The sequence below is a fragment of the Pradoshia sp. TA40_28 genome (assembly GCF_059694525.1).
Genome location: NZ_JCATZO010000001.1, coordinates 213,481 through 228,865, shown reverse-complemented (window position 1 = coordinate 228,865; position 15,385 = coordinate 213,481). Strand labels below are relative to the sequence as shown.

General features: G+C 39.8%; 13 protein-coding genes. 7 read left to right on the top strand and 6 right to left on the bottom strand.

Annotation, left to right across the window (positions count from 1 at the left end; all coding sequences use genetic code 11):
• Positions 1–533: 533 nt before the first annotated feature.
• The 4 genes from AC58NB_RS01055 to AC58NB_RS01040 all read left to right on the top strand — a co-directional run bounded on the left by AC58NB_RS01055 (position 534) and on the right by AC58NB_RS01040 (position 5,712).
• Positions 534–1,298, top strand: coding sequence for an SGNH/GDSL hydrolase family protein (locus AC58NB_RS01055; RefSeq protein ID WP_497424951.1), 765 nt, complete (start codon positions 534–536; stop codon positions 1,296–1,298).
• 359 nt (positions 1,299–1,657) lie between these two features.
• Positions 1,658–3,334, top strand: a complete 1,677-nt coding sequence (locus AC58NB_RS01050) for an N-acetylmuramoyl-L-alanine amidase family protein (protein ID WP_497424950.1) — start codon at positions 1,658–1,660, stop codon at positions 3,332–3,334.
• 107 nt (positions 3,335–3,441) lie between these two features.
• Complete coding sequence (locus AC58NB_RS01045) at positions 3,442–4,014, top strand: DUF6944 family repetitive protein (protein ID WP_497424949.1); 573 nt, start codon at positions 3,442–3,444, stop codon at positions 4,012–4,014.
• Between the two features lie 1,014 nt (positions 4,015–5,028).
• Entirely contained in the window at positions 5,029–5,712 is a 684-nt protein-coding gene (locus tag AC58NB_RS01040; RefSeq protein WP_497424948.1) for a TcaA second domain-containing protein, read from the top strand.
• Positions 5,713–6,139: 427 nt separating this feature from the next.
• On the opposite strand, the gene AC58NB_RS01035 is transcribed toward AC58NB_RS01040, so the two are convergent.
• Positions 6,140–6,643 carry a hypothetical protein gene (locus AC58NB_RS01035; protein ID WP_497424947.1) on the bottom strand — a complete coding sequence of 168 codons (504 nt, stop codon included), beginning with the start codon at positions 6,641–6,643 and terminating at the stop codon, positions 6,140–6,142.
• A gap of 198 nt (positions 6,644–6,841) precedes the next feature.
• Here AC58NB_RS01035 and AC58NB_RS01030 point away from each other — a divergent pair, with 198 nt between their 5' ends.
• On the top strand, positions 6,842–7,756 hold the full coding sequence (locus tag AC58NB_RS01030; protein WP_497424946.1) for a helix-turn-helix domain-containing protein: 915 nt from the start codon (positions 6,842–6,844) through the stop codon (positions 7,754–7,756).
• A 13-nt stretch (positions 7,757–7,769) separates the two neighbouring features.
• On the opposite strand, the gene AC58NB_RS01025 is transcribed toward AC58NB_RS01030, so the two are convergent.
• The 5 genes from AC58NB_RS01025 to AC58NB_RS01005 form a co-directional block, all read right to left on the bottom strand.
• Entirely contained in the window at positions 7,770–7,988 is a 219-nt protein-coding gene (locus AC58NB_RS01025; RefSeq protein WP_497424945.1) for a hypothetical protein, read from the bottom strand.
• A gap of 25 nt (positions 7,989–8,013) precedes the next feature.
• On the bottom strand, positions 8,014–8,514 hold the full coding sequence (locus tag AC58NB_RS01020; RefSeq protein ID WP_497424944.1) for a VanZ family protein: 501 nt from the start codon (positions 8,512–8,514) through the stop codon (positions 8,014–8,016).
• Between the two features lie 141 nt (positions 8,515–8,655).
• Positions 8,656–8,949 carry a hypothetical protein gene (locus tag AC58NB_RS01015; protein ID WP_497424943.1) on the bottom strand — a complete coding sequence of 98 codons (294 nt, stop codon included), beginning with the start codon at positions 8,947–8,949 and terminating at the stop codon, positions 8,656–8,658.
• Between the two features lie 191 nt (positions 8,950–9,140).
• Positions 9,141–9,470: a hypothetical protein gene (locus tag AC58NB_RS01010; protein ID WP_497424942.1), complete on the bottom strand. Its 330-nt coding sequence runs from the start codon at positions 9,468–9,470 to the stop codon at positions 9,141–9,143.
• 182 nt (positions 9,471–9,652) lie between these two features.
• Entirely contained in the window at positions 9,653–10,567 is a 915-nt protein-coding gene (locus AC58NB_RS01005) for an LCP family glycopolymer transferase (protein WP_497424941.1), read from the bottom strand.
• 128 nt (positions 10,568–10,695) lie between these two features.
• On the opposite strand from AC58NB_RS01005, the gene AC58NB_RS01000 reads away from it, so the two are divergent.
• Together AC58NB_RS01000 and AC58NB_RS00995 are read left to right on the top strand one after the other, a co-directional pair.
• Positions 10,696–12,312: an SWIM zinc finger family protein gene (locus AC58NB_RS01000; RefSeq protein ID WP_497424940.1), complete on the top strand. Its 1,617-nt coding sequence runs from the start codon at positions 10,696–10,698 to the stop codon at positions 12,310–12,312.
• Complete coding sequence (locus AC58NB_RS00995) at positions 12,299–15,115, top strand: DEAD/DEAH box helicase (RefSeq protein WP_497424939.1); 2,817 nt, start codon at positions 12,299–12,301, stop codon at positions 15,113–15,115. The genes AC58NB_RS01000 and AC58NB_RS00995 overlap by 14 nt, the downstream gene beginning before the upstream one ends.
• Positions 15,116–15,385: the final 270 nt, after the last annotated feature.

Here is a 15,385-nt window from a genome sequence, read left to right as displayed (position 1 = left end):
ATTATACAATAAACCGACAAAAATTCATCTGTTTTTTGGAAATTTTATATAATTTCTAAAAAAATGTAATATGTAATCAAACATTATAATTTGGTATCTATCTAATCCTTAATCCTGTATAAGAATTTCAAGATGATATTTATAGACTACAGAATGTAAGTTAAAAATATCATCTTGTGTATTAAACATTCACCTTTTTAAGAATAATGCAATTTTAAATATTAGGGAAGTGGTAAAATATACTCTATTTAAATTTTTTGTAATAATTACATAAAATATTAATCTCGCCAGTACAGGTGAGTGTATTATAAACTGAACTGTATAAGATTTTTTTCTTTTTTCACTCGCAAAACTTTTGCGAAGTTATCTAAATCCGCATTTATGCCATACTCTTCCAAAAATTTATTGTCTACGTTAAACTGTATCTGAGTCTTTCAAGGTCTCTCTTTTTATTATTCAAAGGAAGTGTGAATTGAATCCTTTTGCATATATCTATCAAATCAAAATCTTATTAATCATCCGGAGGAAGCAAAATGAAATATGTCACGATGTTTTTAATCACCATATGCACCATCCTTGTTTTAGTTTTTGGACAAACATACTGGAGCAATCAAATTGAACAAACCGTTGCGATGGAGAACGAAAACCAGCAAGCGGAGCCAAAAAAAGAGAAGGAAGTCTCCCCATCTTTTGAAAATATTAAAGATAACGGACTTAAACACGCTCTCGAAAAAGCTGTCAGCAATCATGGTAAAGCGAATATTTTGATTGCCGGTTCAAAAGCATTGGGAGATCAGAATAGTGGGTTGGGGATAACAATAAGTAAGAAACTGCAGGAATCTTTTGGATCAAATGTTTCGTCTTCATTCATTGAGTTTACTGGCACATCAAATCAATTAATACAAGAAGGTTTAATCAATGATTATCAGGATGCAAAACCAGATGTTCTTATTCTCGAAGCCCTTACCCTAGCCGATAATGGAGAAGTTGCAGTAGAAGATAATCATGAAAATATTTCAACGATCATTCAAGAATTGAAATCCATAAATGAAGATCTTTACGTGATTCTTATGCCTACTCACCCAATTCCCAATGCCACTATCTATCCAAAACAAGTAGAAGCATTAAAGGAATATGCAGAAGAAAATAATATTACTTACATTGATCATTGGGAATTTTGGCCTGATTATATGAATGAAACTGAATTAATGATGTACCTAAAAGAGGATAAAAGTGCTCCGAATGAAAAAGGAATTGAGATTTGGAGTAAAGAGGTCTTAAGATTGTTTGGGTTATAAGATAGTCGAGAAAATCTAACAAAGTTTTTATTCTCTCTAGTCATACTATTTTTAAAATAGATTAGAAAATTATTAATATAATCGGAAACTAGCCTTTTATTAGAACTATTTATATAAAAACTTAGTATAAAAGAGTTTTCCAAGCACCCAATCCAGGTGCTTTTTTGTTGTCTACCATTTGGCAATTTTTTCTCATTGAACCCTTCTGTTCTTCTACCTTAATGTAATATTGGGGGTACTTTTTCCTATAAGGTATACCCTATTAGACAATCTTTCTTTTCATTTTTACCGAATAGCTTTAGATTTGATAGATTCATCCGATGAAAAGAAAGGAATAAAAAATAAAGAGGTGAAGATCTTTGGGGAAATTCTCTATTAAAGCTGTCAGCCTGTTGATTGTGCTATCATTTTTCATTACTCTCCTGCCGGAGAAAGCAGATGCGGCCAGCTATTCAGCAAAAGTTAACGCCAGTACATTAAATGTCCGCTCAAAGCCTTCTACTACATCCTCTGTCATTGGAAAAATTAAGAAAGGCAAAGCGGTAACGGTTCAATCTGAGCAAAATAATTGGAGTAAGATTACATATGATAAAAAAACAGGCTGGGTATCTACTTCATACCTAACCAAAACAAAGCCGGCTGCTAGTACAGCCACTCTTGGTACCTATTATGTGACTGCTACTAGTTTAAACGTACGCGCCAGTGCCAGTACTTCTTCCAAAGTGATTACTTCTGTGAAGAAAAATGCAGCTGTGACTCTGCAGCAGAAAAGCGGCTCTTGGGGGAAAATCAAAACATCTAATGGAAAAACCGGATGGGTTTCTCTATCCTATCTTTCCACTACAAAACCAGCTGCTAATCTCGGTACCTACTATGTGACAGCTACCAGTTTAAATGTTCGCGCCAGTGCTAGTACTTCTTCCAAAGTCATTACTTCTGTGAAGAAAAATGCGGCTGTAACGCTTCAACAGAAAAGTGGCTCTTGGGGGAAAATTAAAACCTCTAACGGAAAAATTGGCTGGGTTTCTCTATCCTATCTTTCCACTGCTAAACCGGCAGCTAATCTCGGTACCTACTATGTGACAGCTACCAGTTTAAATGTTCGCGCCAGTGCAAGCACTTCTTCTAAAGTGGTTACCACTGTGAAGAAAAGTGACGCTGTGACGCTTCAACAGAAAAGCGGCTCCTGGGGGAAAATTAAAACATCTAATGGGAAAATCGGCTGGGTTTCTCTATCCTATCTTTCTACTACTAAACCAGCTACTAATCTTGGTACCTATTATGTGACAGCTACCAGTTTAAATGTTCGCGCTAGCGCAAGTACTTCTTCCAAAGTCATTACTTCTGTGAAGAAAAATGCCGCTGTGACCCTTCAGCAGAAAAGCGGTTCTTGGGGGAAAGTAAAAACCTCCAATGGAAAGATCGGCTGGGTTGCGTTGCAATACATCTCAACGAAAAAAGCCACCACTACCAATCCAGTAGGGCCAGTAGCTAAAAGTGTTAAAGGAAAAGTTATCGTCATTGATCCCGGTCATGGCGGCACAGATTCTGGAGCAATTGGTGTGAAGTTAAAAACAAAGGAAAAGAATATTGTGCTTAGTACGGCCAAGCAATTGGAAACATTACTCAAGAATGCTGGTGCAACGGTCGTCATGACACGCAGCCATGACACATATATTTCGTTGGACGCCAGGGCAAGTCTCAGTAACTCCAGAAAAGCAGACGCATTTTTGAGTATTCATTACAATTCCTATAAAAATTCTTCCGCAACAGGAATAGAAACGTACTATTATCAAAATAGCAGTCTGGCAAGTGCTATACAGAGTAAAGTAGTAACAGCAACAGGTTTGAGAAATCGGGGGGCAAAAAAGGGAAGTTATCAGGTTTTACGTAAAAATAAACAACCATCTGCCCTTCTGGAACTAGGTTATCTCTCAAATCAAACCGAGGAAAAAACAATAGCCCAAACCAGCTACCATAAAAAAGCCGCACAGGGAATCTTAAATGGATTAAACGCTTATTTCAAATCAAACTAACATCCTTAGCCTCCAGCGATGGAGGCTTTTTGTTTTTCCTCAACATCCAATCACAACCACTTCTTCTGAATACATTATTATAATTATCCATAAATGGACGTGATGAAATGTCAGATCAGTTAAAAGAAATATACGGGGCCTGGCTGGTGGCCATAGGTGCCATAATTGTTGCGATTGGCTCTACACCAAATAGTAGATTATCAAGCAAGCTACAAAATGACCTGAATTTAACCGGCAACGCTTTGGAGGCAATCGGGGCTGGCTTAGCTGCGGACGGACAAGGAAATCCTCTTTCGCTTGAATACGCAGGCAACGCTATATCCAGCATTGGTTCTCTCGAAAGCTTTACAGCGATCGCTATTGATTTCCCCGAACGGACAAACACGAACATTTCCATCCAAGGGAATTTGTTGCAAGCACTCGGCAGTGGGATCGGTGCTGCTGACGAATTTGGCGATAACAGCACATCAGGAGCATTGGAACTTTTCATCGGCAATATTCTTCAAACCATCGGAAGCGTCATCCAGGCATTCGGTGTCAAAATTCAAACCACTGATGAAAAAAAAGGGCAAACTTATATCGCGGTTGGTAGCTGGATTCAAGCGATTGGAGCCGTTCTCTCTGCCATCGGTCAACAACTTGAGGAAAAACAGGAAACACAAGGAGCTGGCGAAGAATAACCTTGTACAAGAGGACATTTACATTAAAAAATTCCTTTGGTAATTCAGCGAATGGGGTGATACCTTGTTTATGCCTATCTTCTCCTATAAACTGCGGACCAATTTCCCATTTTAGTTTAAGGGAAAAACAGGGAGAATCCTGGCTCAACTAGGTCTTAGCGTGAAATTTCTGCCTGTTTTTTCACTTTTATATATTCGTAACGTGGGCTTTTCTCGTGAGATTTCAATAAACCTTCAAGGCATAATAGAGGTTATGATAGCTGAATGGCATAATTCCTCCTTTATAACCGGTTTTCTATCTCCTAATCTAACAATAAACTGATTTTTATCAAAAATTCTCTCGACATCTCATGCCTTTCTGCTAGCTGTTTTACAGGTTTCCCTATCACTTTTACACACTTGCTGGCTAACTGTTTCATTAATGCTTAGTATTTGTTGGTATTTGTTTTGTTTCACTATCCCTTTTTTACGGTATAAATAGAGTACAACCCATCCAAATTATGTATAAAAAAGGAGGTAAGAAGAAATGAGAATCCGAGCAGGCAGTTGGAGAATGCTTTCTAAACAAGAAAAGATCTTTATCCTGAATGCAGTCAGTCAACGACGTACATTTTAATCATCGCCAATCGGACATTCCTCATCTCTTTTGAGGGACGGAAAAATAGGTCAAGGTTCTTTTCCCCATTCCGCCGCTTCAAGCCATATAAATAAAACAGCCATCTTTTTATTTATACCTACCCAATGCTCCTCAATCGTTGCATGCAAGTGACCAATCATCCGTACCTCAGGCGGGTGATTATTTTATTTGGCTCAGATTTATTAATCAATTGATGAATGAATTTAATCTTCTAGATTATCCGGTTGTAAATATACTACATATATAGGTATCAATCAGACATTCATGCCATAAAATCACAAAACTTAACAGTTGAAATTCCTTTCAAAATGCCGATATAGTTAATAGTAAGTTAGCGTTGTTACTTATGACCCAATCCAAAAGGTGGTGTGAGAAAAATGGTGAACCTCAAAGGATCCCCACTCTATAAAATATCCCTGATAATCATACTTTCTATCCTATTATTCGGTTGCGTTTATTACATAAAAGGCCCCTTTCATGACAAGGATGCTCTTGTAAAAAAAGTTGAATCTGCCCTTGCCGATCAAGACGCACATCAGCTCTCCAAGGTTTTAACCTCATCTGATGAAGACCTGATTATTAATGAAGAAAATACACAAATCCTGCTTGATTATCTCCAAAAAAATCCTGAATACACTCAATCCCTTCTGACTGTTCTCCACGAACAATCCCGTTACTATGCTGACGAAGAAACATTCAAAAAGGAAAAAGAACAGCCCCGAATTGAAGGATTTTTAACACTGAAAAAGGAAACCCACTCCTGGCTTCCAGACAGCTATTCAATCGAAATTGATCCAGTCTATCTGACCGTCCGTACGAATTCCAAACACGCCACCTTACTGGTGAACGGGGAACAAGTCGTAAAAGCTGACGAAGCCATATACAAAAAGAAAGTCGGTCCCCTTTTACCCGGAGAATACAAAGTGGAAGCCACTCTGAAAACAAATGATGCTAACTTCAATGAACAAAAACAGGTCGTCCTGTGGAATAGTGATGAGGAAATCAGCCTGAATTTAAAAGATAAGGATATCAAAGTCGATTCATCTACCGCAGATCAATAAACATCTTCCACCATAAAACAGACAAAGGTCTCGGATCTTTGTCTGTTTTTATTTGGTTAAACCTGTCAAACTATATACTGGAATATCATAACCCTAGTAACAGAAAAGCACGTTAGGCCTTTTTATATACTATACTGTCCAAACTTTTCTTCACCGATATAAATAGGAAGTTTGAATCAAGCAAGGAAAACGAACATTCGATAAGATTATTCCTATGAGAAATGTAAGTATACATATATCCATAGCCCATTTGGTTTGTTGGTTAGAAAATTATATAAAAATACAGAGGCAGCTACCTCCTCTGTATTCTGTAACTATTTTAATATCAGTAAGAATGTATTATTTCCATGCTCTATAAATAGTAGGTAGTTCATCAGAATGATTGTCTTCCTGCTCTTTTTTTTGCAACATTATAAATGAATGACGACTAAGCAAAGTTCTTCACTCCATTACCTGGTTTTACGTTATACATTTGCGGAAGCTCTGCTACTGTTTGGCCCTGTTTCGCGTTATACATTTGTGGCAATTCAGCTACTGTTACTCCTGGTTTCACATTATACATCTGTGGTAGCTCTGCTACTGTTTGGCCTGGTTTCACGTTGTACATTTGTGGCAACTCAGCTACTGTTTGGCCTGGTTTCACGTTGTACATTTGTGGCAACTCAGCTACTGTTTGGCCTGGCTTCACGTTGTACATTTGTGGTAGCTCTACTACTGCTTGATCCGGTTTCACGTTGTACATTTGCGGTAACTCAGCTACTGTTTGACCCGGTTTCACGTTGTACATCTGTGGTAACTCTACCACGGTAACATCTGGTTTTACATTATACATTTGTGGTAGCTCTGCCAGCTTCACGTTGAATGTCAATACAGATGTTAATACGGTAATACCCAGAATTCCTGTGCCAATAGTCTTAAAATTCATTTTCATGCTCATTCTCCTTTTATTCCAATATTTTGGAGTTATAATTGTTATATGTGCTATACATATAGTTAATCACACTTCAACAATTTACCAAACGTTCAAAATGAAGGACTTTAGGCACGATTATTAGATAAAAACAAATATATACATACACAGATCTAGTTAAATATAACTTTAGGAATACTTTTAGGGAGGGGGAACTCTATGATGGATTTCTCCGCTATAGGGCAACGGATTAGAGAGTTGAGGAAATCTTTAAAACTATCACAAGAGGAATTGGCAGAGGGTATTTGTACCCAAGCTCAAATTAGCAAGATTGAAAAAGGCGATGTATTTCCTTATGCGAATACATTATACCTAATATCACAAAAACTAGGTGTCGATGTCAACTATTTCTTTGAAATTGGTTCAACTCCCCGAGTAGACTATGTAAACGAAGTAACCCGCCAGCTTCGATTGGCAAGAAGAAATATGCGCTATGATGAAATGCAGCGCATTATAAAACTAGAGGAAAAAAATCCATTATTCATGCAAAACGGGAGAAACCGTCAGCTTATTCTTTGGCATAAAGGGATTTGTGAGCATGTCGTTCATAAAAATGCAGATAAGTCGATTGAAATATTAAAATCAGCTATTTCGATTACCCATACATTAGACAAGGTTTGGACTGAACGAGAGATTGAGCTTCTTTTATCTATTGGATCTGTCTATTTTGTTGAAAATGAACTCAAACTCGCTCTTGATATTTTCCTTGAAGCAAAAACCCACTTGGACCAGTTGTTCTATCTTAGTGACCATACGATTATGCCAAGGCTTTATTATAATCTGGCTAGAGTATACACAAGATTTACTGAATATGATAAGTCTATCGTTTATTGTAAGGAAGCCATCAAATATTGCTTGGATAAAGACAACCTATTTCCAATCGGTGAATTGCATTATCATATGAGCTATAATTATGAAAAGCTCGGAAATATTTCTACAGCTCTTCTCTACTTAAATAAGACAATCATGATCTTTGAACTAATAGAGGACGAAAAATACATGAAAATTATAAGAGATAAAAAATCCCAACTTGAGGATTTATACAGTAAAAAAGCTGATCATGTTGCAGAATGATCAGCTTCTTTTATTAAACCGTAACAATCTTCGCCCCAGTTGAAGAGGCTGCGTATACATTCACTTTTCCAAATGAGCTTGTCTGAATGGTGTACACATCTTTTTGGGGATTGCCAAGTATTTCATAGGTTAGGCCGCCATATTTTTTCGGATTTAAGAAGCCTTTTTCGTTTCCGGCGGTTGGTGATTTAGATAATGGGTAAACTCGCCATAAGAAAGAGCCTGTTTTCAACTAACTTGAAAACAAGCCCTCTACATTATTGTGGCTTTCGATATCTTTTCCATAAGAAATATAGGGAAATTCCTGTTAATCCACCGACTGTATCAATCATAACATCCTGAAAGAGCGGGGTACGTTCACCAGTAAAGGACTGGTGCCATTCATCTGAGCAGGCATATAAAAAGACAATCCCCAAGGTAATCGCTGTTATTTTCCCAGCCCGTTGCACCCATATCCTAACGATACTCGCTAATACGAAAGCCATCGCTAAGTAAACGCCAAAATGGGCACCCTTTCGGATGAAAAACTCAATAAAACCTGGCAATCCTCTTGCTTCCACACTGACCTCAGAGCCAACATACGTAAAGCTGATTTTCGAAAGCAAGGCCACTACCCAATCCGGAAGATTTAAGTTTTCACCAAGGAGCGGCTGGATATTTTGTTCAGAGTATGGCTGGGAGGACGAATAAAAGACGACTCCCACAATCATCAATAACGGTATTAAACGGTATATAATCTGTTTCCTAGTATTATTCATATTCCTATCCTACTGGAATTCAGCGATCAGGTAAATGGTAAAGAATCCTTAACCGGGCATTTTCTCTTAATCAATCGATTGATTAGGAGGAAATGCTTAAAATTAGGGAACTTTTTAGTCATCATTATCCCTAAAAGGGCATTAAAATGTCAAGGCTATTAACACTTTGGCTGTAGCAAACATTCCAAGGATAATCATTATCCAAATCATCAGATAGGCTCTTTTAAACGCGGTTTCATTTAAATAAATCAAATAAGTGGTAGATAAGGCTAGCGAGACTAAATATAACCACCTTGATACGTATGCAAATTGTGGGTACGAGTTGTGTAAGAGAAAACCGATTCCCGATATAATTAATAGGCCTAACACGATAGATAATAAAGTCATGTCTCTAATATATCGTTTCCTTGCTTTTGCTGCTTCCCTATTCTCCAATACTATCACCCTCCTATTAATGCTTATCATTCTACATTCTCAGAGGATTTTCCTTTAAAATGGAAAAGTCATTTTACTTAGTCTTTTTATATTCAATTCCAAGGATAAAATCAGCGAAGGAAAATAGCATTTTACTCATGTAAAAAGGCCAAATTCCGCCTTCTCGAGGGAAATTTGGCCTTATCTATGATTTAAGCCATGGTGGCTAGTTGATGATCCTGGTACCGAATGTTTTGGATTCCAATGACGTCCAGAAATTTTGTAATTTCATTGATTGCGGCTGTTTTATGTCCGTCCATGATAACTAGATCCGTGACAAAGGCAATTTTCGGGTATTTTGTTTCACGCTTTTTTGGGTTAAGCATTAGCTTTTCTTCAATCAATTGTGCATCCATTTCTTCTTCACAGGTCAGGATAACCGCTTCACCTATTTTCATATTTTCTCGGTCAAAAGAGAACGAAAATTCAATTGAACACTCACCGTCAATAAACTTTGGTTGTACTTTTACGTTTAAATCCACTATGCCCAGCCTCCTTCATTGGTTATTTGTTCCTAGTGTAACAGGAGAACCTCCGAAAGTGGTCTGGCCATTTAGGGTCAAAATAATTATGAAACGGCATGTTCATGTCATTATGCTAGCTCAATCGCTTTATTTTATAACTAAGGGAATATTCCTAGATGAATATTTTGACTATGATTTATCTATTGTTTACCCCTATTATATTCCATATGTTTTTTCAAAATCCTTTTAATTCTTTCTAATTCATCGGCATTGACTACTTCATAATAAATCCCATTTATTTTTTCGGCCGTGCCCTCCATGTTGATATGGCCGATATGTTGCACCGCCTCTTGGTAGTTATTCTTTATTTTAATCATCTCTGACAGGGTTATATTTGTTTTCACATTATTCATGAGAGTGGTAGCGATTTTATCATAGTTCGTTAGGCTGTGAAGATTGGCACCCGTTCGAATGACCTCTCCGATTACCTCACGCTGACGCTTCTGCCGGCCTTCCTCGCCATTTGGCTCCAGCTTGCGCATGCGCATATAGGCTAATGCTTCCTCCCCATTCAGGCTGATTTTCCCTGTAGCAAAATGTTGACCATCATACGAGAATTCCATTTGATTTTCGACTGTAATGCCTCCGATGGCATCGACCAGATCCTCCACCCCATCCGTATTGATGCTGACATAATAATCAATGGGAATGTCTAAAAACTCTTCGACCGTCTCCATCGACAGTTCGACTCCACCTGATTCATAAGCATGGCTGATTTTATCCATTTCCTCGGACCTTGCCATCTGTACCCTTGTATCCTGTGGAATACCAAGTATTTTAATTGTATTTTTCCGTGGATTGACGGTTATGACCATCGTTGTGTCCGGTCTGCCATTCTTTTCAATCCCGATCAGCAATAACGAAAACGGGTCCTTTTTCGTTAAATCAATCTGTTCTTTTCTTAAGGTTGATTGGCGTTCCTTCAGAGGATCTGATATCGCATGAAACGCTTGATAAATAGGATATCCTACAATAAGTAAAATCACGAATACGGACCCAGTGATCCACATCCATCTATATTTCTTTCGCTTCTCTGCACCTTTATTTACGTTCATCGCATTCTCTTCTTTTAGTTTTTATCTCTAGTCTTCTACTTCCTGCCCCCTTTTCATACGTTTTTTCGGCTAGTTTTGTTACAATTAAGAATAAACTTGGTTAAACTGTCTCGTAAGGAGAATGATGTATGCAGGAGCAACTAAAATTCTATGGAGAGCGTATTTCGGATATTCTCTCTCCAAAATCAATTAATGACGTTAATTTAATTACGAAGGGACTGGTTCTTTATCGTCAGGGAGCGGTGGGGAAATTATCGGTTGATTCGGATTTAATTCATAGTGTCGTCCAAGACGTAACACGGGTAAATGTCACATTGGATTTGAGTTTTCCTAGCAATAGCTCGTGTTCTTGCCCAGCCATTGATCTTTGCCGGCATCAAGTTGCCACCTTCTTCGCTGCTTACAGTAAGGAAGCCAGTGTAACGGAATGGGTGGATAACTGGAAGAACAAAGAGAACCCAATGTACCATTTAAATAAGTCACTTGAAAACGGTCCAGTATTTAAGGATAAAAGCCTGCCTGCTAAACCGGATCACCAATACAGCGCCTGGAAGGAATTCTTTATTCGGTCTGCACGCGAAGAGTTGACGGTTCCTCCTTTCTTTATGGTCGGGATGAACCGGTCTGCGTCTAATTATCAACGGGTCATTCAGCGCAGCGAGCCTTCCAACCGTCAATGGGTGCCTTTATACCGAAGCATTGCGTACTATATCGGCTTAGTTCATTTATTTGATCTGCAGAGCGAGAAAAAGGATCATTTCCAGGAAGAGACACTGGATTCGATGATTCATGAACTATTCTTAGCCTTTAAGGATGAGGTCCATCGGTTCGAATCCTCTATACGCCCATTTGATTCGGAGGAGTTTATTCACTCCTTTATTGCCGAAACGAAGCAGCTGACGGCTGGAGATATGGAAGGCGGCTATTATCGTTGGGAGATCTATCGTCTAGTATGGTCTACTGTCATCACGACAAAAGAAGAGCGTATGGCTGAACTTGAACGTTTATCTGCGAAGCTTCCAGCTCTCAACAACTCCTTTCAGATTGAGTTAACCTTTTGGATGATGATTCATTTATACCTGGTTGATGGCAAGGATGATCATGCGTTGTCATGTCTGAATAAATTGGGGCCCATCGCATGTTACTTCCTTCTCTTTGTATTGGAAGAAATGCTGGCGGCAAAGGAACAGACAAGAATGATTCCGTTTGTTGAATTCTTTTCGAAAAATATCAGGTCCTACTTACATGACCACCAGACCCAGGAGTATAAACGAACGCGATTCTTGTACAATGCCCTGCAGGTGATTCGGCCATTTTGCTCAGCGGCGAAACGATTTGATTTACTAGAGCGTATACTCAGGGAATCGATTCCTTACTCCCTAATTCCCTATTCCCATTACTTATTTGAGAAAAAGGAGTATAAAAAATGGGTCGAGCTCCAGGTCGCTGAACGAGTCGACGTCCTGTATGAATGGGCCAATCAAACGAAGGAAATTCAAAAGGAGCAGCCTGAAGTCCTCCTTCCGATTTTTCATCTGCAGGTGGTCAGCCTGATTGCATCTAAAAATCGTGCCTCCTACCGGGAAGCGGTTCGTTATTTAAAAAAACTGCGGATGATTTATAAAAAAATGAAGCAAGTGAATGTCTGGGATTCCTATATTCACTATATCAGTGATACAAATAAGCGATTACGTGCTTTTCAGGAAGAACTAAAGAAAGGAAAGTTAATTGATGCAGCTGATTGAGACTCTTCACATTCAAATTGAATTACTTGAAGGCGGACGCGTCTTTATTTACGGAACGGATGAGGGTGAGCCTGTTCCTGCCGAACTGTGGGCGACAAGCTTCTTTCTTTGGGACGCAGACAGTTTCTATGGAACGAAGGTGGATATCGAAACGTTCGATGGCAAAAGCGGTGTCCTGCTCTCTGCTCATAAATGGATGAAGGTGCTGGCAGAAGAGCCTTTCAACAGCTTTATCAATTGGTCCTGGTCTAATTGGGCCTCCATCTGTTTAGCCTTGGCACAATCCTTATATGAAACAGTTGAAAGTGGTACTGTTATGCCTGATTTTAGCGATACCAATCAGGATGCTATCACATTCCCTCTTCCTCAGGAAATTCTCGAGGACTTCCAGGACTCCTTCTGGGAACAGGAAATGGCCAAACATGAGGGGGATGGCGCTACGACCATCACAGTCCGGAGCTTTGCCGAGGAATGGCTAAATGAAGCGATTAAAGATCGTCCCGGCAATCATCGGGTCGGTGATTTGTTAGACCTGTTTGCTGAAAAAAATATTTCCACGAAGGCTCTGAGCCGCTTTTTTGACGGGGATCGCTGGGAAATTTGGACCGGTGCCAAGGACGATGAATTGCCCTTCACGCTCGGGATGCGCCTGAGCGAGCCTGATTTTGCGGCTGGGGATGAGGTTGATCAGTGGAAGCTTGAACCGTTTCTGCGCGGCAAGCGAAATGAAGACCATTTTTTCCTTTGGGCTGATCGCGCAAAGATTCCATTTGCCTGGAAGAAGCAGTTGGAGAAAGCGGAAGAAGAAATCGCCCGCTGGAAGGAATTATTCCCGTGGATTAACGATATCGTCACCGAGGATCAGGCTTGGGATTTCTTAACCGACGCATCTGAAGTCTTGCATATGCTTGGCGTTGAAATTCTATTGCCATCATGGTGGCAGGCGATTAAAGATGCCAAGATTGCCATGAAAGCGAAGGTGAAAAATTCGCCAAGCCGACGAAAATCTTTTGTGGGCATGAACGCTCTGCTCGACTATAATTGGCGTTTCTCCGTAAACGGCGCCGAGCTTTCTGAGGATGAATTTAACAAGCTGGTCGAGGAAAAACGCAAACTTGTCTATATTAAAGGCCGCTGGGTGAAACTGGACCCTGCCCTGATGAGACGAATGCAGGAACTGAAAAAAGAAGCAGATGAGCGTGGACTGCGTATCAATGATTTGCTTCAGCAGGAACTGGCACAGGATAAGGATCTTGAGGATGAGAATGAAGCGGACTATGCCCGCATCCAATTCGAGCTGAACAGTGATTTGAGACGATTTATGACTCGAATTAACTCGCTGAAAGATATCCCGCTTGTTCCGGTGCCGTCTGCCTTCCAGGGAGAATTACGACCGTATCAGCAACAGGGAATGAGCTGGTTGATGTTCTTACGTGAATATGGATTTGGCGCCTGTCTGGCCGATGATATGGGTCTAGGGAAAACCATTCAGCTGATCGGCTACTTATTAGCGGTCGAAGCGAAGAACGGCCCGGCGAAAACACCTTCCTTAATTGTCTGTCCGACCTCCGTACTCGGAAACTGGCAGAAGGAAATTGAAAAATTCGCTCCATCCATGAACGTCCATCTCCATTACGGTCCTACTCGTATGAAGGGTGAACAGTTTAAGGAAGGGCTTGGCAATGCCGATGTGGTTCTGACAAGCTTTGGACTGCTCCATCAGGATGAGGAAGACTTTTTATCGATGCAGTGGAATGCAGTGGTACTTGATGAAGCGCAAAATATCAAGAATTCCCATACAAAGCAATCCCGCTCGGCCCGCAAGCTTGAAGGAAACCATCACATCGCCTTAACAGGGACTCCGATGGAAAATAGGTTGAGTGAGCTTTGGTCCATTTTTGATTTCACGAATAAAGGCTATTTAGGCTCTCAAACGCAATTTGATAAAACCTTTGCTGGGCCAATCGAACGCAATGGCGATAAGAAAAAAATCGTCACCTTGCAGAAGCTTATTCAACCCTTCCTATTGCGAAGGACGAAAAAGGATGAAGAGGTTGCCCTTAATCTGCCTGATAAATTGGAGCAAAAGGAATTTATCAGTCTGACCACTGAGCAAGCCGCTTTATATGAACAGCTCGTTAAGGATACGCTTGATCAAGTTGAAAAACTGAGCGGATTTGAACGAAAAGGACTTATTTTGCAAATGCTGACCAAGCTGAAGCAAATCTGTAACCATCCTGCCCTTTATTTAAAAGAAGAATCACCTAAGCATATTCTTCATCGCTCCGGCAAAATGGAGAAGCTAATCGAATTGCTCGATATCATTTACGAACAAAACGAGAGTGTGCTCATTTTCACTCAATATATTGAAATGGGCAACATGATCAAACATATTGCAGAACGCCGGTACGGCCATGTCGTTCCATTCCTGAATGGTAGCTCCGGTAAAAAACAACGGGATACGATGGTAGCCGATTTTCAGGATGGCAAGTTCCCGATCCTTCTGCTTTCCTTGAAAGCCGGCGGTACGGGACTCAACCTGACAGCAGCCAATCATGTCATCCACTATGATCGCTGGTGGAATCCGGCCGTTGAAAATCAGGCAACCGACCGTGCCTACCGAATTGGGCAAACCCGTTTTGTCCACGTCCATAAGATGGTCTCCTCCGGCACGCTCGAAGAAAAAATCGATGTCATGCTCGAGAAAAAACAATCGCTTAACGACGAAATCGTCCAAAGCGACAATTGGATCACCGAACTATCATCAGACGAATTGAAGGATTTACTGGTGTTGGAGAGATAAGTTTTGGCGAGGTAAATTTAAACCAGGCAGAGAAAATCTCTGCCTGGTTTTTTGTAAGCTGGATTGTAGGATTACCTATCCCACTAAAGAAACATATATGAAAAAAAAGACTGTACTAAATGTACAATCTCAATAGGCATAATTTATTAAATACAGTAGCTTATCTTTTTATATACTTATTTCTTTCGTGCCTTTTTAAATAAGTAAACACCTAATATAACGATAGCAACGATGCTTAAAACAATTATTGCTACTATAGTGATGGGTGCC

What these genes read in the sequence shown, in the direction of transcription:
- AC58NB_RS01055 (WP_497424951.1), top strand. Translation starts at nt 534, where the DNA reads ATGAAATATGTCACGATGTTTTTAATCACCATATGCACCATCCTTGTT.
- AC58NB_RS01045 (WP_497424949.1), top strand. Translation starts at nt 3,442, where the DNA reads ATGTCAGATCAGTTAAAAGAAATATACGGGGCCTGGCTGGTGGCCATA.
- AC58NB_RS01035 (WP_497424947.1), bottom strand. Translation starts at nt 6,643, where the DNA reads ATGAAAATGAATTTTAAGACTATTGGCACAGGAATTCTGGGTATTACC.
- AC58NB_RS01020 (WP_497424944.1), bottom strand. Translation starts at nt 8,514, where the DNA reads ATGAATAATACTAGGAAACAGATTATATACCGTTTAATACCGTTATTG.
- AC58NB_RS00995 (WP_497424939.1), top strand. Translation starts at nt 12,299, where the DNA reads ATGCAGCTGATTGAGACTCTTCACATTCAAATTGAATTACTTGAAGGC.
- AC58NB_RS01030 (WP_497424946.1), top strand. Translation starts at nt 6,842, where the DNA reads ATGATGGATTTCTCCGCTATAGGGCAACGGATTAGAGAGTTGAGGAAA.
- AC58NB_RS01040 (WP_497424948.1), top strand. Translation starts at nt 5,029, where the DNA reads ATGGTGAACCTCAAAGGATCCCCACTCTATAAAATATCCCTGATAATC.
- AC58NB_RS01000 (WP_497424940.1), top strand. Translation starts at nt 10,696, where the DNA reads ATGCAGGAGCAACTAAAATTCTATGGAGAGCGTATTTCGGATATTCTC.
- AC58NB_RS01005 (WP_497424941.1), bottom strand. Translation starts at nt 10,567, where the DNA reads ATGAACGTAAATAAAGGTGCAGAGAAGCGAAAGAAATATAGATGGATG.